Raw genomic sequence first — 22,007 nt, 5'->3', positions numbered from 1 at the left:
TCAGCCTTATAACTCATTCAGCCGGAATCGCCGCGCCATCCAGATGAGCACCGGAGCACCAATGAATGCTGTTACTACGCCAACAGGCACTTCACCTGGAGAAAGGATTCGTCCCAGCACATCGCTTACGGCAACAACGAGGGTTCCCAAGAACATTGAATATGCAGTGATCCACCCCTGATGCGGCCCAACCATCATGCGGGCGAGGTGTGGGGCAAGCAGGCCCACGAAGCCAATGGGGCCGGTTGCTGCTGTAGCACCGCCCGCCAGCAACGTGATGGCTACCAAAGCCACCAACCGGATTTGGTTCGGTCGTGCACCCATCGCAACGGCACTTGCCTCTCCTAAGGCCAATACGTCTAAGGCTCGTGTGCTGAGAAATGCAATCACGAGGCCAATCGCAATCAGTGGAACCACTGAGAGTGCATCCTCGAGTGATTGTGAAGCCGTAGTACCTGCAGCCCAGCCCCTCATTTGGCGCAATACATCTGAATTGGTCAGCAAAATTGCGGAACTAAATCCGCTCAGTACTGCACCAATGGCAACACCTGACAAGGTCATGCGCACGGCATTACCCCGATTTTTTCCAGTGTTACCGACGATGAAAACGACAATCGAGGTTATAAAAGCACCGGCGAGCGCGAACCACATGTAGTTTCGTAGATCGGTGAGCCCCAAAAAGGCCAATCCTGCAACCACAGCCAATGATGCGCCAGCGTTGACACCGAGAATTCCTGGGTCAGTCAGCGGGTTGCGGGTTACAGTTTGCATGAGCCCGCCGGCCACACCCAACGACGCACCAGCTAAAACCACCAGGACAGTTCGAGGTACACGCGACTGCCAGACCACCTGTGAAATCGGATCTCCGAGTTCTGGGTGAAAAAGGTAACGCAGTACATCGTCGGGGGCGATCGAACGGGCTCCGATCGCCAAGCTGAGTAGTAAAGACGCCAACGTGACGATGACGAGAACAACCAGCCCTGCCGTTCGGAAGCGAGAAAACACTGTGAATGAGCCTTAGCTCAGCTTGTCAAAGTCTTTGACTTTTTCAGCCAACCCCTGCAACCAATGTGCAAACGTGGAATAGGTCATCGCACCCTTGGAAGCCCATCCGCTAATCTGCCCCTGTTCAACAGCTGGCAAACTCTCCCAGAGCTCAGCAGAAAACGGCTGTTCATCATCCAGCCCTTCGACCAATATGACATCAGCTGGGTAGGTGTTAGCTTCCTCCCATGCAACTTTGCCCCATGGATTGCCCTCTGCCGGCGGCTCAGCTCCGACGATGTTAGCACCAAGCTCTTCGAGCAGGTTTGCATGATTGAACCCTACAGCGGTGTAGAGCGTTTCTTTTGTTGGGCTAGCCAGCATGAAATCAAGATCTTTGCCCTCGACAGCAGCGCTGAAATCGTCTTTAGCCGATTCATAATCTTCGCGTGCCTGAACCAGTTTTTGATCGCTCAGGTCGGCGCCGAGAAATTCACCTAATTTTTCTGTGCCTTCAATATTTTCTTCAATACTGTCGCCATCAGGTAGCGGGATAAACGTAGCGACACTTGCCAATTGCTTGTTGACATCATCATCGAACCAGCTCCAACCATCGGCATCACCATGCCCGATTACAGCATCAGGGCGAAGCTCGGCAAGCTTTTCCATATCAATCTCGCCGTCTTTGCCAATCTGCTCGATATTGCTGATATCGGTATCGCCCATGACCCACGGATTATCGCAGTCATAACCGAAAATTGCGTCTGGAATAATGTCTAGATGATCCAAAGCGCTATACGCATAGCAATCCATCACCAATTTTTCAGGGGTCTGCTCGAATTCTAGACTAAGTCCCTCAATTGTGGGATGTTCAAAAGCAACGGCTTCACCGCTATCCGACGAAGACGGTTCATTACCTGCTGAGGTACCAGCGGAATTATCTCCGCTACAAGCACTCACGAATAGAGCAAGCGCACTGGCTGTCGCCAGTGCGCGGGTGTTTTTCCTGCTAAGCATTACAGTCCTTTCAGCTCCCGACTTCTAGGGTAACTTACTCAGACTAGCATAAGCTTAACAGGTTAAGGCAAGCCTTTATGAATAAATATAACGCTCACCAGAAATACTAAGCCTTAAACGAATTTGATCTCGGTTTCTTCGACGCGCTTGAAGCCTTCGGTGTGGTCACCGAACAACTGCACGTTGCAGTCCTGGGTGGTGCAGTCGACGCCTTCGCCGGTTGGGGTGGCGCGCAGGGTGACGGTAGCGGTGCCGTCTTCGTTCATGTCGACGGTGCCGCCCTCAGTCTTGACCCATGCCTGGGTAGCTTCGTCGCCGTGGTCACCAGTGCACAGTGGTGGACGGCCTTCAGAGTCGTTTTCGTCGTCAGCACAAATAGCGACGTAGTAGCCTTGCTCTGGGTTCAGACCAGACAGTTCAATTTTCAGTTCGCTGTCTGCTTCCACACCAGCTTCTGGGTCTGGGGTCACGCGCATTTCAGCGTCAATGGCCTGCATTGCTTTATCACCGGCTTCTTTCGCCTTTTCGGTGGCGGATTCAGCAGCGTCACCAGCGGCTTCGGTGGCAGACTCTGCGGCGTCGGCAGCCTCGGAGGTGACAGAGGCGGCGGTGTCTTTAGCTTCTTCAGAAGAGCAGCTAGCCAGCACCAGTGCGGAAGCAGCGGTGATGCCCAGGGCTGCGGAACGAAGCGTACGGCGACGGGAAGTCTTTGCAATAGTCATAAGCGCCATTATATGCATGGCTTATTTTTGAACAAGGTAAGAGTTGCTTTAGAGGTAGACATCAGGAAATATGGCCACATGTGAATTCCCTGCGCAAAACACTCTTAGCGACGCTTTCTGCCACGTGCATTCTCTTAGCATCGTGCACGGATGTGGATTCTTCAACGGGCCAAGCAATGGTTACCGAAACGTCAACGGAAGCATTCACGGAAACTGCAACCGCGTCAGCATCGTCCATAGAAGAAGCACGTGCTGAAGACGCAGCGGAAAACCCAGCCGAGGTCAACGCGCACGAACATTCTGAGCGTGGCAATGGTACGGTGCTTCCGGAACGCTACGACGATCGCTTCCCGCGTGCTCAGGAAGCACCAGCAGGTCAGCCACCAGTACCGGAGGCTCCGGGGACGAATCCCGAGATGAACGAACACCCGGTGGCACCGGCACAAGTCGAGGCACCTGCTCCTGCTGCTCCACCGGCGGCACCCAGCGGCGAAACGTATTTCCAGAATTGCGCAGCCGCTCGTGCAGCCGGTGCCGCTCCCCTGCACGCAGGCGATCCGGGCTATCGCTCACAACTTGACGGCGATAACGACGGCATAGCCTGCGAATAATCCGCCTGTGAAAAATCCTGCCTGGGCTACAGCTTGAGCCTGTGGCCTACAGAAAGCGATAGCCGCAGCGGAACCACTGCGGCTGGAAAAAATAACTGTGCGGCCAAGCAAAGACCGACGTTTGGTTTAGGCCCGGTGGTTCCCGTCGCTGGTCTTATCATCTGCGGCAGGCTCGTCGGCACGCTTGTACTCGGCTGCTTCCGGGCGTAAATCCATCGAGGTGAACTCGCCCGCGTTCATACCAGCGGCATCGGCATGCTCCGACGCATTTCCCGCCGCATGTGCGCCAGCATCATCGCTGGCCACACCGCGTTCTTTCCCGACATTTTTATCACCAGACCCGCTGCCCACCAAGGAACTCAGGTTTTGATTGAGGTCAGCAAAGCCTTTTTGGAATTTACCCATGTTGTCCATAAAGCCACCCAAAATGTCGATAGGCAACGGAAAGACTACGGTCGAGTTTTGGTCTGCCCCGAGCTCCAGAATGGTCTGCAGGTAACGCAATTGAAGCGCAGCCGGTGCCTTCTGTAGTTCCTCGGCGGCCTCACGCAGTTCCTTGGAGGACTGCAACTCACCGTGGGCAGAAATTACCTTCGCGCGTCGCTCACGCTCGGCCTCAGCCTCGCGTGCCAATGCGCGTTGCATGAGCTCTGGAATTTCCACGTCTTTAATCTCTACGATACGGGTCTCCACACCCCAACGATGTGTTTGACCGTTGATAATGCGACGCAAATCTTCGTTGAGCTCATCACGATGAGCTAAAAGATCATCCAAACTAGCACGTCCCAGCAGGGAACGAAGGGTGGTTTGCGCGATCTGCGAGGTTGCCACCGCGTAGTTTTCCACCTGCAGCACGGCCTTGATGGAATCGGTAACCTCAAACATGACGACGGCGTTGACTCGCACCGATACATTGTCTTTAGTGATAATTTCCTGCGGCGGAATAGTTAGCGTAACCACACGCTGGTCGACGCGTTCCATTTTGTCAATCACCGGGATGATCCAGTGCCCACCAGGTTCCATTAGCGGGCGCAAGTGTCCGAAACGGAACGCCACACCACGCTCGTACTGTTTAATTACTTTGAATGAATAGCTGATGATAACTACCAGCACTCCCAGTGCTAGTAGTGCCATAATCGGCCAAAATACTAGTGCGCTCATTGTAGATTCGCCTGTGCCTTACTCTTTATCTGCGGATTTGCTAGCTGCCCGCTTATCAGAACCGTAGTAGTGCTTATATTTCGCAGCGATAACTTCCTCGTGGTTCTCCCCAGTAGCGCGGATGCGTTCGGACCCATATTTCTTCGCCAAACGGGTGACTTCATCGTCGCGTACACCGGCGATCGCTTCTTTTGTCGAACGATACTTCACACCGTATTTATCGGTCACCGCCGCCGTCACTTCAGCTTCGATATTGTCCATCGAGGGCAATGCTTCTGGGAAGTTCGACGGCGTCGTCCAGAGATGGCGCGCCAGTGGCATGGTGCCTCCGATCAGAATGATGAGCACGCTCCCAGTCAGAATCAGGTCCGCGGTGTCTGAATGCACCAGTAACGACATGATCGGAAGGATAAAGCCCATCAGTGCGACCGCAAGGGAGACGCCGCGGTGGAAGCGACCAGTTTCCGAGTGCGGCCATGGATCCAATTGGCGGGTGACTTCACGACCTTTCGCGCTGACGGTGCAGGCGTCTTTGACCGGACAGGTGTTGCATACCGTCGGGTTTCCGCGGTAGCGCATGACTCGGTTTTCTGGGTCAAAGCTCGATGGCCACAGCCACTGGTCTTCCGGGCACTGCCAGGCGTCGTGCGATTCCATGTAGCGGAACCCACCAGCCTGGTCTCCGGTTTTATTCGATGCCGACCGTGCCATTCGGTCAAAACCCCAGGCGACTGCCAAGAGAAACAGACCATAAATGGCACTAAGAATCGTAAATACCGCAGGTAATGCCATTACTTACTCACTGTCATTTCTTTGGTCGCCGTCGCCAGCGTCACGGTTATCTGAGCTGTAGCTACCGCCCCACTTGGTAGAGCTGGAAGAATTAGCACCTTTGTGCTTACGCAATGATTCTGAAAGCTCAGCTCCGCTGCGGTTGTCGACACGGCCATGGCCACCGGAAACCAACCCGACTGGAGAACCACCGGTGCCTGCTCCGGCCGGTTCCAGGTTTTCTTCGGATTCGATCTTGCTAAACAATGGTGTGACTGGGAATTCTTCCTCGTCCTGCATCGTTGGAATCTCACCGCTATGACGAATGGCCTTAAACGCTCCCCAAATCAAACCTGGGATACCAGCTAAGAAGATGACATCGCCTGGCAAACGCAACCATTCGATGATTGCGTTATCCGGCTGCGTAATATATCCCAACGAGCGGGCTTCTACATAGCCTTCTGCAACGGAGTGATAAAGCTGCAGTGTACCCAGCGGTAGCAGCGAGATAAAGACCATCCATAAAAGACCGATATTAAGCAGCCAGAAGCTCCATTGCATCGATTTATCGGACCAGTATTTCGGTGGGGTTAGGTAGCGGAGCGCGAATACGCCCAGGCCGACGGCCAGGAATCCGTAGACACCCATCATGGCGCCGTGAGCATGGTTTGCGGTGAGCGCGGTACCGATCTGGAAATACGACACGATTGGCAGGTTGACCAAGAAACCGAAGATACCAGCGCCCAAGAAGTTCCAGAAACCAACGGCTACCAGGAACATCACGGCCCAACGGTGTGGGAATGGTCGATCGCCGGATGCACGTTGCTTGGAACCAAGCTGCATAAACGTCCACGCTTCGACAGTCAGCAACGTTAGCGGAACGACTTCGGCTGCAGAAAAGAACGATCCCAGCGCCATATGTTCTACCGGCGTACCTGAGAAATACAGGTGGTGCATAGTGCCGATCACGCCACCAATGGAATACAGAATTATGTCCAGGTAGATGATGCCCAGGGCGATCTTTTCACGGATAACACCCAGTAGCACGAAAACGTAGGCAACCATGATCGTCGTAAAGAGTTCCAGGAAGTCTTCGACCCACAGATGAACAACCCAGAAGCGCCAGAATTCAGCGACGGTCAGGTGCGTTGATGATCCAGCCAGCATGCCGACGGCATAGAAGCCCGGAATAGTCAGACCGGAGAAGAAGAACAGCCACGGCATGTTTGATTTGTGCTCGGTTTTCAAGCGGCCATGCAAGGTCCGGAAAATCATGAAAATCCATATGAACATGCCAACTGTCAGCAAGATTTGGAAGAAGCGTGGCAGGTCCAAAAATTCCCATTGCTGGGACCAGATGCTTCCCTCAGGAACGAGTCCAAACGATGACAACCATTCGAAGGCCATCGACCCGAAAACGACAAAGGCAATAGCACCCAACAATGCCCAGGTGAGCCAATTTTGTTTTTTGGGTTCACGGCGCGCGATGAAAGGAGCCAAGAAAATGCCGGCTGCCAGCAATCCACCCGCAGTCCAGAGAAGGGACAGCTGTAAGTGCCAGGTACGCGCGACGTTGTATGGCAGGATTTCTTGCAACGGAATACCGAAGAAACCTTCGATTTCCACCCGGTAGTGCTGCACGGCCGCACCTAGAAGTGCCTGAATGAGGAACAACAGCATCGTGACCAGCACAAACCAGGCAACTACTTTCTGCGATTTAGAAAGTTTGACCTCACCTGGTTGTTTGAAATCCAAGTTCGGGGTTTCTTCTGCGTGCCAACCGATTTGTTTAGACCAGCGCCCGTAAATGGCGAAAATTAGACCGATGCCACCGATGAGTGCAATCAGCGAAAGCACAGACCAGACGACGAGATCTGCCGTCGGCTTGTTGTCCACGCGCGGCTCTGCGGGCCAGTTGTTGGTGTATGAGTAATCTTGCCCGGGGCGCTCTGCGGCGGAAGCCCACGCCGTCCAGGCGAAAAATGCCGTTAGGTCATGGATATCTTCGTCATTGGTGATGAAGTCCGAAGGCAAACCGTGATCGCCGGAATTAGCACCAAAGTAGTCACGGTAGTACCGCTGGGCTTCTTCAAACGCGGAAATCTGGTTCGGGGTCCATTCCAATACGCCGGTTTCTTCGTCATAGCGGTTGGTACGGAATTCCTCAACAATGGCTTCGTCTTCTGTGGCTTCAGGAGAAATGAAATCCGGGATGCCATTTTCAGTATTCTGTTCTCCCGCATGCTCTGTGGCCATACGCAGGTACTCAGCCGTGAAATCGGGTCCTAAGTATGCACCGTGCCCCATGACTGAGCCGTATTGTTGCAAACCACGCGCTTGAAATAGTTGCTGACCATGCGTTATCTGCTCTGTGGTCAGGATTTCCTCGCCAGTTTCCTGGGAAACGATTTGTTGCGGCTGCGGCATGGACGCGTCATACGTGCGGTAAGCCAAAAACCCCATGACGAAAAAACCGAAGAGCATGGTCAGTGCAACGCCTTGCACCCATGCACTGTTGAGTTTGAGAACTGGTTTTGCCCGGTCCTCTGCGCCCTGCATATAGGACGCCCTCTGCGCGTCTGACATTATTTTCCCAATCCGGTCAAAAAATTCCTATTACTGTCTAATCATTACCCCATAAAACGTTCGGAGAATAGCCAGTTCGCCCTAATTTGGCTCCTTTTGGGTGCTACAAAAGACGTAGATTATAGTGTGATATTTGTTTCGCCTGAAAACTCTGCCTTCGCCTTGCATTTCGCACTAAAATTGTGCTCATGACCTTTAAAGAGCACACGAAAAAGAATTGGCTAATCACCTTTTTTGCTGCGATCTTCGCTGCTTCGGTCGTAGTAATGATTTTTTTCGATGAACCACGCAATACCGTCGTGATCTCTTTGGCGTTCGTGGCGATCGCGGTACTGCTGTTTCTTTTAATTCTGGTGCTGTGGCTATGGTTTTCTAAACGGAAGCAACAAGCACAGGGCGGTAGTGGCGACAACCACCGAACTGAATCTTCCGACTCACCGTCGGCCTAGTGCTGCGATTCTTTACCCCATAGGCTTAGGGCATGAAGTGATTGCTTATCGACGCACATGAGGTTCTTTCTGACGCCAAGCAGGCGGAAGTATTCACTGGCGCGCACGCTGCGCGCAACACACCGAGCCCAACGCCGGGCACCGCACCCCGCGGCAACACGAAGGGTAACCGCGACGCAAAACGTAGATGAACTGCACGAACACGCAGGCAGCGAAGAAGTTTGCGCCGCCAGCGTGGTTGTCACAGCCACCGCTGCGGAGACTCTGCCACGCATACTCACGGGAGGATCAATAGCAATCCGTAATCTGGTATTCAGGAAGACTATGGGTTACAAAGCACCAAACGGCCACAAAGCACCGTTGTGGCGAAATTCCCCGATCATGTCAACCAATGGAAACGCTTAGGACACCTACTATGAATCATGCCAGGTCAATATGTGTTTACACGCTCATCTCCAGAGCATGGGGCCACTACTTTGTCCAGGGCCCATCGCATCTGCGAGACCAACTTGCATTCAAAACCCATTCACTCTTGTTCAATAATATCCAATTCTCCGAGGAGGTAACAGGAAAACTAGGCAAGACCGCTCTCAAAAAAGCCCACGATGCTTATAAAGCCGCATTTTTTGACCCCCGCTACCAAGCAGCAATACAGCGGTGCATCATACACGCAAAAATATCTCAAATCGCCACCCAAATTACACCATTTCTCCACCACCACATATATCTGCAACCCGAAATATTCGACGACGACTCCCTACTGGAATGGATCAAACAATATGCCCACACAATTGATCCCACACTGAATCTAGGCCGACCAGTCCATTTCAATCCAGATTTTGAAATAGAAACACCCCAAGGACAAAAACCAGAACTAGTAGGCTTTTACGCGTATATGTATGGATTTCCATTGCCGAATGTATCCGGATTTTACCGAAATGAACAAGAACTTCTGGCGCGCACAGCAGGAATGGCCTTTGAAGAGCTTGCCGCCACCATACATTTCCGGCATTCCCCACCAATGGACAGTGAATTTCCTTTTCGATACAACGCCCAATTGCGTTGGTGGGAAAGCTACTGGAATGGCTGCTTCGATGAAATGGCACCATGCGAAAAAGTCGCAAGCTTTATTCGCGCGAAGCGTCGTTACGAGCCTCATTTCATCCGAATTTATCCATTGTTCCCTGCAACACAATCATCCGAGGTCAAGGATTAAATGCCTGGGCATCAACCCCAGGCCAACTTCGCGCGACTAAGCTCGATGAACACGCTGTGGCGCAATTGTTCGTCAAACCCATAGAGGGCTACCACCAGGGCAAACGATGCTCCCTCAACGAATTCATCTCGGGCAGTGCCGTCGCTTTGAGAGAAACGGCGCATCGGGTACCAGTATCCGGACAAGCGGTAGTAGTTCAATCGCGCCAGCAGCGTCTCAGCATGCTGGGGATCATTCACTCGCATCCCACGCTGACGAAGCAATTCGACCTGTTCACCGTAGGCCTTGAACTGCTTCCCCTGCTCCACGCGAACCCCTGTTTGATACGAAAACGAAGACCGGCCCTGGACTCCCACCGAGGTGGGCAGCGGAACCGGTCATGTTGATTACAAGGCCACCTGGTTGATGACGCCGAAGCAAGAGCACGGGGCACGGAGCCATCGGTACGTTCACACACCAGTGTGCCCTCTGACCCGTCCGGATTTGTTGGTGCTCGGGGGCGTATGGGTGAGCAGGCGTTCGCGGCCCGTCAGGTTTCCTGGCGGCTGGTGCCTGACAGATGAGACCGCCGAAGTCGGTGGTTCGGATGGAAGGGAGCCAACCGGTGACGACAGTGACATCAACCTAGCAGAAGCAGATCACCGTGCTGCGTCGAGCCGGGGTCACCTACGCGGCGATTGCCGTCCACCTGGAACTCAACGCCAACACCGTCAAAACGTGGTGCCGCCGCGCCCGTATCACCCCTGATCCGACCATCCCGCCAGTCGAGGACCCGCTTGGGCACTCCTCAACCTACCCCTCGGATATGGGTGATTTCGGGAACGCTACTTTTAGTGACAAGCGTCAACATCCCAAGAACTACCCAGAGGACTCCGCATGGAAACCACCCTGCAACGCCGTTTAGGCGTCACCGGCATCGTATTCATGGTGATTGCAGCAGCAGCTCCCATCACCGTCGTCGGAGCTAATTTCCCTATCATCTTTACAGTTTCTGATTCCGTCGGTGCGCCATTAATGATCGCAGTTGCCACTGTTATCTTATTGCTCTTCTCCGTTGGATTTTCGTGGATGAGCCCACGAATTCCTGATGCGGGAGCATTCTATTCCTACGTTCACCATGGGCTCGGGAAACGAGCCGGGCTGGGAACCGCCGCGGTGGCATTACTGAGCTACATACTGCTTACGGTTTCCATGACCTGTTACCTAGGTGTGCAAGCAGGCAATCTATTAGAGTCATGGACCGGAATCGAACTCCCGTGGTGGCTTATCTCAGCAATAATGTTGCTGATCGTGGGTTACCTAGGCTTTCACGACATTGAACTATCCGCAAAAGTGCTTGGCTTGGTATTAATACTCGAAGTCGTCGCCGTCGTGGCCATCGACCTCGGTGTCCTGCTCTCCGGCAATGAACTTGCCACCCAGCCGTTCAGTCCTTCCGAAGCCATAAGCGGAGCACCCGGGCTGGGCCTATTATTCGCATTCCTCGGGTTTTTCGGTTTCGAAGCCACCGCAGTTTTCCGAAACGAGGCAAAAGACCCAGAACGCACGATCCCACGCGCGACATTTCTGGCTGTAAGCATCATCGGCGCGCTCTACTTTGTGTCCTCATGGCTAGTTATCTCAGGCTTGGGCGTCGACGATGCCGTCGCGATTGCCCAGCAAAACCCGGACACAGCCGTGATCGCGCTTGCCGGTGAGGTCGTCGCCCCGATCATGGCTGATGTGGTTCAGGTGCTCATCGTCACCAGCATGTTCGCTTGCATGCTTGCGTTCCACAACATCGTAACCAGGTATCTTTTCACATTGGGACAACGCGGTGTTCTACCCCGCAGCCTGGCGGTAGTTCATGCGACGCACCGCGCACCGTCGCGTGCATCGCTGTGGGTTAGTGGCACCACCACGCTCATCGTGGCGGTTTCGGCGCTCGCACAACTAGATCCGGTACTGCAGATTTATACCTGGTACTCGGGTGCCGGTGCTGTTGGCGTGATCTTCATGATGACGCTGACCAGCGCCGGCATTCTCGGTTTCGCGAAAAATTACCGCGCGCACGCAACAACCACGCCACGCGCCAACACCGGCGTTCTGCTTGCAACGGCTCTCGGCGGGATTGGTTTGCTACTGGTGCTGGGCATTTCTCTCTGGAACTTCCCATTCTTGGTCGACGGCACCACTGCCGCGGTCATCTGGGGATTAGTGCTTAGCGGGTTTTTTCTTGCGGGATTTTTCCTGCCTTCTGGTGCTCTGAAGTCTGGCGCCGCGCGGACTTCCTAAATGATGGGGCCCGGCCAGCGGTAATCCTACTGTCATCCGCACTAACAGCCGGACGCTGCAAAATATAGGCCAGCGGCACTATATATTCTATGGCTAAGCACTCTCCCACCTGCCCATCCGTACATTTTCTGAGGACGAAAAATGACCAGCACCCCGCGCTATATAGCAATTGCAGATGCTCTTCGTGCAGATATTGACGCACAGGTTTTTCCTCAGGGGAGCTATCTTCCCTCAGAAGCAAAACTTACGGAACGCTTTCGCGTAGCCCCAGGCACGATCCGCCGTGCACTCAACGTGCTGGTCGACGAAGGAACTCTAAGCTCTCGGCGCGGCGCAAAGAAAACTGTAATCCGTAATCCAAAGCAAGCCGCACAGTTCAATGAATTCCACAGCTTTGCGCAATGGGCATACGGGCAAGGAAAAACCCCAGGCGGTCTGGTCATCAAGCAAGAGTGGGTAACCGCCAGCCCAGAAGATTTGCGGCTCATGGACATCGCCCCAGATACACACGTCCTCTCCGTGGTTCGAAAACGCACTATTGATGGTAAAGCAGCATTACTGGAACACACTCACTACCCCGAACGGGTGGGGTTGCTAGTAGAAAATCTGGCACCCGATCTCCCATCGGTCACTAACGCGTTATTGACCGAATATTCGATCGAGTTCGTAGCTGCCGACCACGTTTTTAGCGTCGGCACTGCAAATGACGAAGAATCACGAATCCTAGAGATCTCCCCCGGTTCTCCTTTGTTACTGCATAAACGCGTCAGCAGAGACCGATTCGGGCTGGTTCTAGAACATTCGGAAGATAAATACCTGCAAGGAAGCGTTGCATTAGCCGTAACGAATACACAGGCGAATAATCCTTTGAGTTGGACAGAAGAAGAACGCCTGCACAGCTGATTAGTTTTACGCTTCCTACCAGGATTTGCCAGTTAACTTTCAGTTCATTTCCGTCTGTCTATAATGATTGGGAAAAGTTCACTAGTGAGGTTTATCCAGTGAGCTTTGCTGTACGACCACACGCTCCCGTAGTCAGACACAGAAAGTACCCCTTACCATGCTTGGTAACCAGTTCCACTCTTTTTCACGCAAAAAAGTCAGCATTGCTGCCCTAGCCGCATCGAGCATTGTGCTCGCCTCGTGCTCAGCAGGTGGCGATTCTGAAGCCAGCGCACAATGGCGCGAAGCAACCTCAGTTGAAGATGGCGGGGGTATGGACGCTTTGATAGAAACTGCCCAAGCTGAAGGTTCCTTTAACGTCATGGGCCTCTACGAGGATTGGGCCAACTACGGCGAGCTGCTCAAAGTGTTCGGCGAAAAGTACGACATCGAAATCAATAACGACGTCTCCTCGGGTTCGTCCCAAGACCTCGTCAACGCGGTCAAAAACCGTCAGGGCCAGGACACCTCGCTGGATTACCTTGATACTGGTATGAGCTTCGCAGAGGGCGCAAAAAACGACAACCTTTTGGCGGAGTACTACCCAGAAACCGTTGCTGACATCGACGATGACAAGCAATCCGGCGACGGCACATGGTACAACCACCTTGGTGGCAACATGGCCTTTGGTTGCGATGCCGCTGCCGTAGAACAGTGCCCTACCGAGTGGGAAGACCTACTCTCTCCGGAATACCACGACAAGATCGCTATCTCCGGAGATCCCACTTCCGGCGAATCAGGATTCATGACTGTCCTGGCTGCGTCCCTGGCCAATGGTGGTTCTCTCGACGATATTCAGCCTGGACTCGATTTCTTCAGCGAGCTTTCAGATTCCGGAAACCTCCTGCCGGTCGAAGCTTCGGCTGGCACGATTGAAACCGGTGAAACCCCAATCGTGATCGACTGGGACTACCTCTTAGCACCAATCGCTGAGGACCTCGACGGCACGGGCGTCGATCTACAGATTTCCCTGCCTTCCGAAACTGTGTCCTCGTATTACGCAGCGTCCATTAACGACGATGCGCCGCACCCTGCGGTGGCTCGTCTCTGGTTCGAGTTCTTGTTCTCCGATGAAGGCCAAAACCTACTGTTGGATGGCTACGTCAAGCCAGTACGCCTGCAGTCCATGATTGATGCTGGCACCGTCGATCAAGATGCCCTGGACAAACTGCCAGAAGGCTCGTTGGAAGACTATCCACAAGCAAGCCTGGAACAGCGCGATTCCCAGCACCCGGTGCTCGTCGCAGGTTGGGGAAAGGCCGTCGGCTAAACGATGGCTGCTGATTTTTCACAACAAGAAATAACGGAGACTAACTCCAGCGCAGCCGGCCCAAAGGCAAAACGCGTCTCAAACCGGGGTGTGGCACTAGCCACTCTGCTTCCCTTGGGCACAGTGCTGGTGCTGTTCTTTCTCATTCCCATCGTGGGAATGGCCATCACATCATTCCAAGACGGCGCCACCGGCGATTTCACCTGGGCAAACTACGAGGCAATGACGGAAGGAAACCGGGCGCAAGCTCTGCTGAACTCGGTATTAGTCTCGTTGTATTCCTCTTCCATCGCCTTGGCAGTAGGAACCCTTATTGCATTCTGCATATCGTTTTTGAACTCGAAAATCTTAAATTCGATTACAGCAGTCGTCTCCTCAGTACTCGCGAACTCTGGAGGCGCCCCGCTGGCGTTTTCGTTCATCGTGTTGGCCGGGAATACTGGTTATCTCATCTCCATGCTGTTGGCCATTGACTCCAGCTTTTCGCTGTACACCGTCAAAGGTCTGGTCCTGATGTACCAATACTTCCTGATCCCCATGGTGGTGCTTTTGCTGTTGCCATCATTCCAAGCAATGCGTACATCGTGGAAGGAAGCGAACACATCCCTCGGTGGATCAGCATGGACATTCTGGCGACGTGTGGGATTACCGATTCTCACACCAACCATTTTGGGTGTGTGGATTTTGGAGTTCGGCGCTGCTTTTGCCACGCACGCCTCATCGGCAGTTCTGATTGGTACGGGCACCTTCCCGTTGATCGTTCTACAAATTTCTACTGAAATGAGTGGCTCGGCTGCCAGCGGCGGCGAACACATCGCCATGGCTATGGGTCTAAGCACAACGGCAATCGCGATTGTCACGTTAATTGCTTTCAACTGGCTACAGAACAGGAGCCAAAAATGGCTGGGTTAACACCGACCTCTTCTCGTACCTCTCGCCGCGCACTCGCTTGGTTGCCCATCATTGCTCTGACAGTTTTCATCGTGGCGCCACAAGTCGCGATGGTAGCCTACGCAATGTTTACCAGCGGGGAGTTCACCGTCAGTGCATTTACTGGACTAATCGGCAACAACGCGTTCTATAGTGCACTGACGCTATCGTTCGTGATTTCGCTGGCAACCGTCGTTCTCTTGGTGGTGGTTCTGGTACCGGCAGTTGTTGCCGTGCATTTATGGGCACCAAAATTATCCGGTTTGCTATCCACCTTGTGCACGCTGCCGCTAGTCATTCCCGCAATTGCACTAGTAGCCGGACTGCTACAGATTCTGCGCACCATGGCCAGCACCGGACGTGGCTCCCCTCTCAATGTACTTTCGGCGTCCCTGCAAAATTCTGATTTTCCAATAGCGCTGATCGGAACCTACGTCGTCCTCAGCCTGCCGTTTACTTATCGTTCGGTTAATGCGGCGCTAGGCACCATCCCGCTGCGTGTGTATTTTGAAGCCTCCGCCAGCCTCGGTGCAGGAACCTGGACAACACTCGCGCGCATCATTCTTCCGAATATCCGGGGTTCCATATTGTTCTCGGCATTCTTTGCCTTTGCACTTGGTTTTTCGGAATATACCGTCGCCGCCACGATGTCAGTACGAACCTTGCCGGTATACATGACAACGCTGTCCTCGACTGATTTCCGCGCCTCTATCGCTCTATCGCTGCTATCAAACGTCATTACCTGGGGTCTTTTGGCCGTAGCCATGATTTACGCCGAACGTGCAGGTAAGAAATCCACCAGCAGGAAAATCAAGCGACGTCGTGCACGCAGCCAGGATTCGCCAGGCAGTGACAAAGCTCAGTCGGCTACTCCAGGCCCAGACACTGCCGACAACATCAGCAACTCAGCGCGCAACCTCGATGAAAAGGAGAAAACTTCTCGTGGCATCGTTTAGCACTTCTACGGAACCGCTTTCCGTGAGCTTTCGTGGGATTAATAAATCTTATACCGCAGGTGGACCTCTGGTCTTACGTGATTTGGACCTAGATATCGAGGCTGGTGAGCTGCTGACTGTACTGGGACCTTCCGGTTGTGGAAAGACCACTACCCTGCGCATCCTCGCTGGTTTCGAGAACCCGAATTCCGGTGACGTGTTGGTCGGCGGTAACTCAATCGTGTCCACGCCAGCGTCGAAAAGAAATATGGGAATGGTCTTTCAATCCTATTCCCTATTTCCCAACCTGTCGGTCGCCGAAAACATCGAATACGGTCTGCGCATCCGCAAACGCGATAAAGCAGCCTCGCGTAAACGCTGCGAGGAGCTATTAGAAATGTGCGGGCTTCCGGACTATGGCGACCGTCGGCCAGAACAGCTTTCTGGTGGTCAGCAGCAACGTGTGGCTTTAGCACGTGCTCTTGCCATTGAGCCACAGGTGTTACTGCTCGACGAGCCACTTTCTGCGCTCGACGCCACAGTACGTGCGCAGCTGCGCGACGAAATCCGCAACGTGCAGCAAACCATGGGCACTACCACGATGTTCATTACCCACGATCAGGCCGAAGCACTCGTTATGGCAGATCGGGTGGCCGTCTTAAATGGTGGAGTTGTTGAACAGCACGCCGCCCCAAAGCAGTTGTATTCCCGGCCAGAAACGCCATTCGTGGCACGCTTCGTGGGATCCATCAACGAGTTCTCGGTGCCTGCCAGCTGGCAACCCGCAGATAATATCCCAGTCAACCTGCCTGCAGCACAAGCAGACGACGTCGTTTTCGTACGCCCGGAAGCGCTGCGTTTAGTCGCGGATGAGAACTCGTCTGCGCGCGTTACTAACCATGCGTATTTAGGTGACCACATCCGCGTGACCGTGGAACATGACAATGCCCGCACTGGCTCGTGGACTGTCCAAGTTTCCAGCCGGGAAGCTGGCGAAGTTCCTGTCGGTAGCCGCGTGAGTGTGTCGTTGATTGATGACATAGCACTGCGCCTGCCTGCTTCAGAAACGGGGGAATAACATGGCGGATTTCACGGACGTAACCAATGTGCCCGAATTACCAGACATACGGGTCTCTGCGGCTGTATTCGATTGCGACGGAACCTTGGTCGATTCGGAGCAATGTTGGCTCGATCTGTTACACGAATTGATTACCGAGCTTGGGCTTTCACCTGATGAGTTTGGCGATGTACGCGGTATCACTGCTTTTGAGGCCGCTCAACGACTCAGCCCTCATACCGACTACACCGTCCACGAGCTCAACGTGCTTATCGACGCTCGTTACACGCAGGCTTTGCACAATGTCACCACTGCCCTCCCCGGCGTCGACAAGCTGCTGCGAAGTTTGCATGGCGTAGTACCCATCGCGGTCGCAACGAATGGACGTCGCGAAGACGTCGTCGGCATGCTACAGCGCAGTGGTATCGCGAATTATTTTGACGCAATCATCACCGTCGAAGATGTGGAACATGGCAAACCGCACCCAGAGATCTACCAAGTTGCCTGCGAGCGGTTGGGGGCGAGGCCGGAATCCACCGTTGTTTTTGAAGATTCCGCTGTCGGAGCTTCTGCTGCACAGGCTGCTGGCTGCAATGTCATTGGGCTAAGCCTGAAAAAAGAGGGTACGTACCCGGCGCGTGATGTGCGGGACGTCGAATTCGATGGTGCAACAGCACGATTCCGAATCACAGCTGATTCCCGCTTTCGCCTGGCAACCTGGAATATCTGGTGGGGCGGACAAAAAGTGCGCAATGGGCAGCAAAAGATATCCGATATTATCCGTCAGATAAACCCAGAAATTATCTGCTTTCAAGAATGTTTTGGCGAATACGCTAAAGAAGTATCACAAGATACTGGCCGACAGCATGTGCAACAGGGATTTGATTGCGCCATTTCCACTGGTTTTCCAACGGACCAAGACGATTCGGGCAACAGCATCGAGCTCATTTCGACTAATACCGAACCTTATGCCACTGCTGCGTGGATATGGATCGCCGGAGCCCGAGTGCTGGTGTGGTCGGTGCACCTTGCTCCGTGGGATTACGGCCCTTATGCCGCACTCAAGGGTGAAGACCCCGCAGTAATGAACAAACAGCCAGAAGAAATCCAGCGACAAGAACAGATCGCAAAAATCCTGGATCTTAGCGATGAGCTTACCGATTACGATCCAGACGCCGCTGTGGTTATTGCTGGTGATTTCAACAGCCCGGCAACTACAGACTGGCAGCAGCGCGACGATCTTCCGGATTATCGGTGGATTCCCACCGATGCGCCAATACAGCGCGGATACCACGATGGGTTCCGGGAGATCTATCCTGACGCCAACACTGTGTGGGGTGATACGTGGGCACCTATCGAACCACTGGATTCCGAACCGCGAGACCGCATTGATTTTATTTTCATCAAAAACCTCGCTGTCGAATCTGCCGTCATCCGCGGCATTAAGGTTTCAGATACAGAGGCCTATGATCCGCCTGAGCGGCGCAGCGACAGCCCGCATCAGGGATGTTTCGCATCACTTGATTCCAACGGGCGTCTGATCCCGCACCAGGAAGACAACACTTATCCGAGCGATCACCAGATGGTGGAATTAACGCTGCGAATCACCCGGTAAACTTAGCGGTTGCTGGGACAACCACTTCCTCAACGGATTCTGTCGAGAGTGCCCCGCACGCAACCGTCTTTCGACGCTTCCTGCCAATGGCTTCGAAATTAGCTTTACTCAGATGCCCTAGCCCGCCAGCACCAACACCAACTCAGCGCGGGTTAGCGGATCCTCCAGATCAAAGCCCGCGCACTGCTTAACCCGCGCGATCCGCGAACGCACCGTATGCCGGTGAATCCCCAGCGCATCGGCGGTTGCACCCACATTGCAGGAATTCAGCAGATACACCCGCAACGTCGCGATCAACTGCTCCGCTTGCTCGTCGCCAAGCCCCTGCGCATACACCCCAGCCAACAACTCTTGCCGACGCCGTCGCAACGCAGCATCCACCCCCGGCACGCGCAACCACGCAGGCGTAGTCTCACGCCACTCCGCCACGCTCCCCGGGGCAAGCGCACCGGCATGCACCAGCAACCGATCACAATCCACCTGCCCAAAACCACGCCACGGCCGCCGCTGGAACGCCAACCGAGCTGTCGCGCACGCAGGAAAATCCTGCGCCAACTCCTGCGGGGCCGGCAACCGATCTTCTGGATGAGCAACTAGCAACGCCTGGGTATCAGAAAGCCGCAGCGCATAACGGACCCCGCCCCCAGAACGGGCTGCGTTTCGACGACTAGCTGCGCCTGCACCCTGCACATACGCCGTGATCGTGGCGGCCAACTCATCCGATCGATCAGCAACGAGTCCCGCAAAGACCACCTCGCCACGGCTGGCCACCAGACCCATCGCATCCGCCAGAAGGTCACGCTGACGAGACACCGCAGTGGAGCCAGCAGGCCCGGCTTCTGCTCGATCACCGGGACTCTCGCGCACACCACCAACCTCGCCCGCCAGCAGCGTCGACAAGACCAACGCCCCGAGTGCTTCGGCAGGCCCGGCATGGTCCTGCGCAGAGCGATGCACCAACAACCCCGCCAGGCCAGCCAAGTGCTTGATCAACGCGCGGGCATAGGCATCAAATTTCCCGGCCGCTTCCACCACCAACATGGCCGCCACCCGGCCCGGCAACTCAATCTTTTGCTGCATCCGGGCCCCCTGAAGCCCCATCGCACCGCCAGCTTGCGCCCACACCTCACCGGATTCCCCGACAACCGCCACCGCGGCAGCCAGCTCCCGCGCACCCACGCGGCACACATCATCCAGCCCGCCGCGCCAGGCAGCAGCGCTCAGCTTTTCTTGTTGCTTGCGCAAGACGGTTTGCCGTTCCTGCTCCCGCCGGGTCTGCTCGCGGCTAACCGCAGACATCACCGACAAGAATGGGGTGGGCCGTGGGACCTCACAAAGCACCAGGTCATGCTGCGCCGCGGCGTCGACAAGCTCCTCTGGCACGGAAGCAAAGGCAATCCCGGTACCGAACCCAATCCCGGCCACCCCGGCGTCGGCAAGCACCCGGACATAGGTGGCAAACTCGCCGCGCTTGTCGACGAAATCGAGCCCCACCAGCATGATGATCGCGCCCGGCAGCGTGAATTCGGCCGGATTGCGCAGCTCACTGACGTGCACGGTGGTGAAGGTGCGCTGTTCAGTATTAGTTCCCACCAACCGGCGCAGCCCGAGCTCGCTTTGCTGAAATAACCACCGAAACGTCAAATCCGACATGCTTATACACAGTAGCGAAATGACGGCTCAAAATTCGCCATACTGGACATAGATTTTGTGATCGAAACTACAGATAATGAGTGGACAGCACTTCACACACCACCCAATTCGCAGAACAGGATGTGATCGCGATGAAAGACCTCACCTACCGCATCGAACAGAAAATCTCCATCAACACTGAGCTCCCCGGGCCCAAAAGCACCGAGTTGTTCACACGCCGCAACCAGGCCCTGCCTTCCTCGGTGGGATCGGTGCTGCCGGGATTCGTCGTGGACGGCGACGGCGGCATTCTTGTCGACGCCGACGGCAACCAATTCCTGGACCTGGCCTCCGGCATCGCCGTGACCTCCGCCGGTGCCTCCAACCCGCGCGTAGTCCAAGCCATCCAGGACGCTGCCGCCCGGTTCACCCACACCTCGTTTATGATCTCGCCGTATGAATCCTACGTCGCGCTGGCAGAAAAACTCGACAAACTCACCCCCGGTGAGCACGACAAACGCACCGTGCTGATGAACAGTGGCGCCGAAGCCGTGGAAAACGCGGTGAAAATCGCGCGCCACTACACCAAGAAAAAAGGCGTCGCCGTGTTCGACTATGCCTTCCACGGCCGCACCAACTTGACCATGGCCATGACCGCGAAGGAAAACCCGTACAAGGCCGGGTTTGGCCCGTTCGCGGGTGATATCTACCGCGCACCAATGTCCTACCCACTGCGCGATGGTTTCAGCGGTGCCGAGGCCGCCGAGCGCACAATCGCAGAATTGGAGAAAGTCGGCGCAGACAACCTGGCGTGCGTGGTCATTGAACCAATCCAAGGCGAGGGTGGTTTCATCGTGCCTGCCGAGGGATTCTTGCCGCGCATCGTCGACTGGTGCCGCGCCAACGACGTAGTATTTATCGCTGATGAAATCCAGGCTGGCATCATGCGCACCGGAACCTGGTTTGCCAGCGAACACGAAGGAATCGTGCCGGACCTAGTCACGATGGCCAAAGGCATTGGCAACGGCATGCCAATTTCTGCGGTTACCGGGCGCGCGGAAATCATGAACGCGCCGCAACCGGGTGGTATCGGTGGAACCTACGGCGGAAACCCTGTCGCGTGTGCCGCTGCGCTGGCCACCTTGGAAGAAATGGCAGCCGAAAACCTTGGCGCGCGTGCCATAGAAATCGGGCACATCGTGCGCGAGGAACTTGCCGAAATCACCGAACACCCGCGCGTGGCAGAATTGCGCGGGCGCGGTGCCATGGTGGCGCTGGAATTTGTTGACGACGACGGTAACCCGGATAAAGATTTGACCAGTGCCATCGTGGAGGCCGCGAAAGCCGAGGGCGTGCTGGTACTCAGCTGTGGCCAGGACGGCAACGTTATCCGCTTCCTGCCGCCACTAGTGATCCCCGAAGCTTTGTTGCGTGAAGGCTTGCAAACCATCGTGCACCACTTCACACAGTTGGTTTAGCAATACTCTGTGATGTCTAGTGACTTCTTGGACTCGGAGTCCAGTTAGTTTTTTGACTCGGAGTCCAGGAAGTTTATGGACAGGATGTCTAACGACTTTTTGGACTCTGGCTTGTTGACAATGTGGGGATGGCAATTCCCATTACTCTCCGCAAGAAGATAGCGGATTTCGACCCCATCCGTGAGGGCATCACGGTCCAGCAGTTCTGCAAGAACATCGGCGTATCGAAGCAGACGTACTACAACATCAAAGCACGTATCGCCGAACGCGGGCGGGCTGGCATCGTGCCGGATCGCACGGCACCGCTGAACCCGCGACGGGTCTACGATGACAAGAGTCGACAACAGGTCCTGCAAG

At 54.8% G+C, this 22,007-nt stretch carries 19 protein-coding genes and 2 pseudogenes; 13 read left to right on the top strand and 8 right to left on the bottom strand.

What is annotated here, in order from left to right; genetic code table 11:
• Positions 1 to 6 precede the first annotated feature (6 nt).
• From B142_RS0109990 to B142_RS0109980, 3 genes are all read right to left on the bottom strand, one after another.
• Entirely contained in the window at positions 7 to 1,005 is a 999-nt protein-coding gene (locus tag B142_RS0109990) for a FecCD family ABC transporter permease (RefSeq protein ID WP_018121406.1), read from the bottom strand.
• A gap of 12 nt (positions 1,006 to 1,017) precedes the next feature.
• A complete protein-coding gene (locus B142_RS0109985) occupies positions 1,018 to 2,001 on the bottom strand; it encodes an ABC transporter substrate-binding protein (RefSeq protein WP_018121405.1) in 984 nt (327 codons plus the stop codon).
• 113 nt (positions 2,002 to 2,114) lie between these two features.
• Positions 2,115 to 2,723, bottom strand: a complete 609-nt coding sequence (locus B142_RS0109980; protein ID WP_039734271.1) for a hypothetical protein — start codon at positions 2,721 to 2,723, stop codon at positions 2,115 to 2,117.
• 152 nt (positions 2,724 to 2,875) lie between these two features.
• Between B142_RS0109980 and B142_RS14200 the strand changes: the two genes are divergently transcribed.
• Entirely contained in the window at positions 2,876 to 3,334 is a 459-nt protein-coding gene (locus B142_RS14200; RefSeq protein WP_261792558.1) for an excalibur calcium-binding domain-containing protein, read from the top strand.
• Between the two features lie 405 nt (positions 3,335 to 3,739).
• Here B142_RS14200 and B142_RS12540 read toward each other — a convergent pair.
• From B142_RS12540 to B142_RS0109960, 3 genes and pseudogenes are all read right to left on the bottom strand, one after another.
• Positions 3,740 to 4,468: pseudogene (locus tag B142_RS12540) on the bottom strand (SPFH domain-containing protein); the annotation flags it as partial.
• Between the two features lie 45 nt (positions 4,469 to 4,513).
• Positions 4,514 to 5,287, bottom strand: a complete 774-nt coding sequence (locus B142_RS12535) for a hypothetical protein (protein WP_018121401.1) — start codon at positions 5,285 to 5,287, stop codon at positions 4,514 to 4,516.
• Between the two features lie 3 nt (positions 5,288 to 5,290).
• Positions 5,291 to 7,825, bottom strand: coding sequence for a nitric-oxide reductase large subunit (locus B142_RS0109960; protein ID WP_201803769.1), 2,535 nt, complete (start codon positions 7,823 to 7,825; stop codon positions 5,291 to 5,293).
• Between the two features lie 215 nt (positions 7,826 to 8,040).
• On the opposite strand from B142_RS0109960, the gene B142_RS0109955 reads away from it, so the two are divergent.
• Both B142_RS0109955 and B142_RS0109945 read left to right on the top strand, forming a co-directional pair.
• Positions 8,041 to 8,301, top strand: coding sequence for a hypothetical protein (locus B142_RS0109955; protein WP_039734263.1), 261 nt, complete (start codon positions 8,041 to 8,043; stop codon positions 8,299 to 8,301).
• A 532-nt stretch (positions 8,302 to 8,833) separates the two neighbouring features.
• Positions 8,834 to 9,517 (top strand): hypothetical protein, encoded by a 684-nt coding sequence (locus B142_RS0109945; protein ID WP_126844076.1) that lies wholly within the window; start codon positions 8,834 to 8,836, stop codon positions 9,515 to 9,517.
• Between the two features lie 11 nt (positions 9,518 to 9,528).
• Here B142_RS0109945 and B142_RS12530 read toward each other — a convergent pair whose 3' ends face one another.
• A complete protein-coding gene (locus tag B142_RS12530) occupies positions 9,529 to 9,825 on the bottom strand; it encodes an Abi family protein (protein WP_018121397.1) in 297 nt (98 codons plus the stop codon).
• Between the two features lie 335 nt (positions 9,826 to 10,160).
• Between B142_RS12530 and B142_RS13680 the strand changes: the two genes are divergently transcribed.
• From B142_RS13680 to B142_RS13030, 8 genes are all read left to right on the top strand, one after another.
• A complete protein-coding gene (locus B142_RS13680) occupies positions 10,161 to 10,421 on the top strand; it encodes a hypothetical protein (protein ID WP_126844074.1) in 261 nt (86 codons plus the stop codon).
• Positions 10,394 to 11,791, top strand: coding sequence for an APC family permease (locus tag B142_RS0109930; protein WP_018121395.1), 1,398 nt, complete (start codon positions 10,394 to 10,396; stop codon positions 11,789 to 11,791). Before B142_RS13680 ends, B142_RS0109930 begins: the two co-directional genes overlap by 28 nt.
• A 141-nt stretch (positions 11,792 to 11,932) precedes the next feature.
• The gene (locus B142_RS0109925; RefSeq protein ID WP_018121394.1) at positions 11,933 to 12,694 is read left to right on the top strand and encodes a GntR family transcriptional regulator; all 762 of its coding nucleotides are present in this window, start codon (positions 11,933 to 11,935) and stop codon (positions 12,692 to 12,694) included.
• A gap of 157 nt (positions 12,695 to 12,851) precedes the next feature.
• Complete coding sequence (locus B142_RS0109920) at positions 12,852 to 14,003, top strand: extracellular solute-binding protein (RefSeq protein ID WP_018121393.1); 1,152 nt, start codon at positions 12,852 to 12,854, stop codon at positions 14,001 to 14,003.
• Positions 14,004 to 14,006: 3 nt separating this feature from the next.
• Entirely contained in the window at positions 14,007 to 14,915 is a 909-nt protein-coding gene (locus B142_RS0109915; RefSeq protein WP_018121392.1) for an ABC transporter permease, read from the top strand.
• Positions 14,903 to 15,889, top strand: a complete 987-nt coding sequence (locus tag B142_RS0109910) for an ABC transporter permease (protein WP_018121391.1) — start codon at positions 14,903 to 14,905, stop codon at positions 15,887 to 15,889. Before B142_RS0109915 ends, B142_RS0109910 begins: the two co-directional genes overlap by 13 nt.
• A complete protein-coding gene (locus B142_RS0109905; protein WP_018121390.1) occupies positions 15,876 to 16,946 on the top strand; it encodes an ABC transporter ATP-binding protein in 1,071 nt (356 codons plus the stop codon). Before B142_RS0109910 ends, B142_RS0109905 begins: the two co-directional genes overlap by 14 nt.
• 1 nt (position 16,947) lies before the next feature.
• Entirely contained in the window at positions 16,948 to 18,540 is a 1,593-nt protein-coding gene (locus B142_RS13030; RefSeq protein WP_018121389.1) for an HAD-IA family hydrolase, read from the top strand.
• Positions 18,541 to 18,657: 117 nt separating this feature from the next.
• Here B142_RS13030 and B142_RS0109895 read toward each other — a convergent pair whose 3' ends face one another.
• A complete protein-coding gene (locus B142_RS0109895; protein WP_018121388.1) occupies positions 18,658 to 20,193 on the bottom strand; it encodes a PucR family transcriptional regulator in 1,536 nt (511 codons plus the stop codon).
• A gap of 131 nt (positions 20,194 to 20,324) precedes the next feature.
• Between B142_RS0109895 and gabT the strand changes: the two genes are divergently transcribed.
• A complete protein-coding gene (gene gabT / locus B142_RS0109890; RefSeq protein WP_026168042.1) occupies positions 20,325 to 21,650 on the top strand; it encodes a 4-aminobutyrate--2-oxoglutarate transaminase in 1,326 nt (441 codons plus the stop codon).
• Between the two features lie 128 nt (positions 21,651 to 21,778).
• Positions 21,779 to 22,007: pseudogene (locus B142_RS0109885) on the top strand (helix-turn-helix domain-containing protein); the annotation flags it as partial.

The organism is Corynebacterium propinquum DSM 44285, assembly GCF_000375525.1.
GTDB classification, from domain to species: Bacteria; Actinomycetota; Actinomycetes; order Mycobacteriales; family Mycobacteriaceae; genus Corynebacterium; species Corynebacterium propinquum.
The sequence above is the reverse complement of the archived record's forward strand: the minus strand, read 5'-3'. Positions and strand labels throughout refer to the sequence as shown.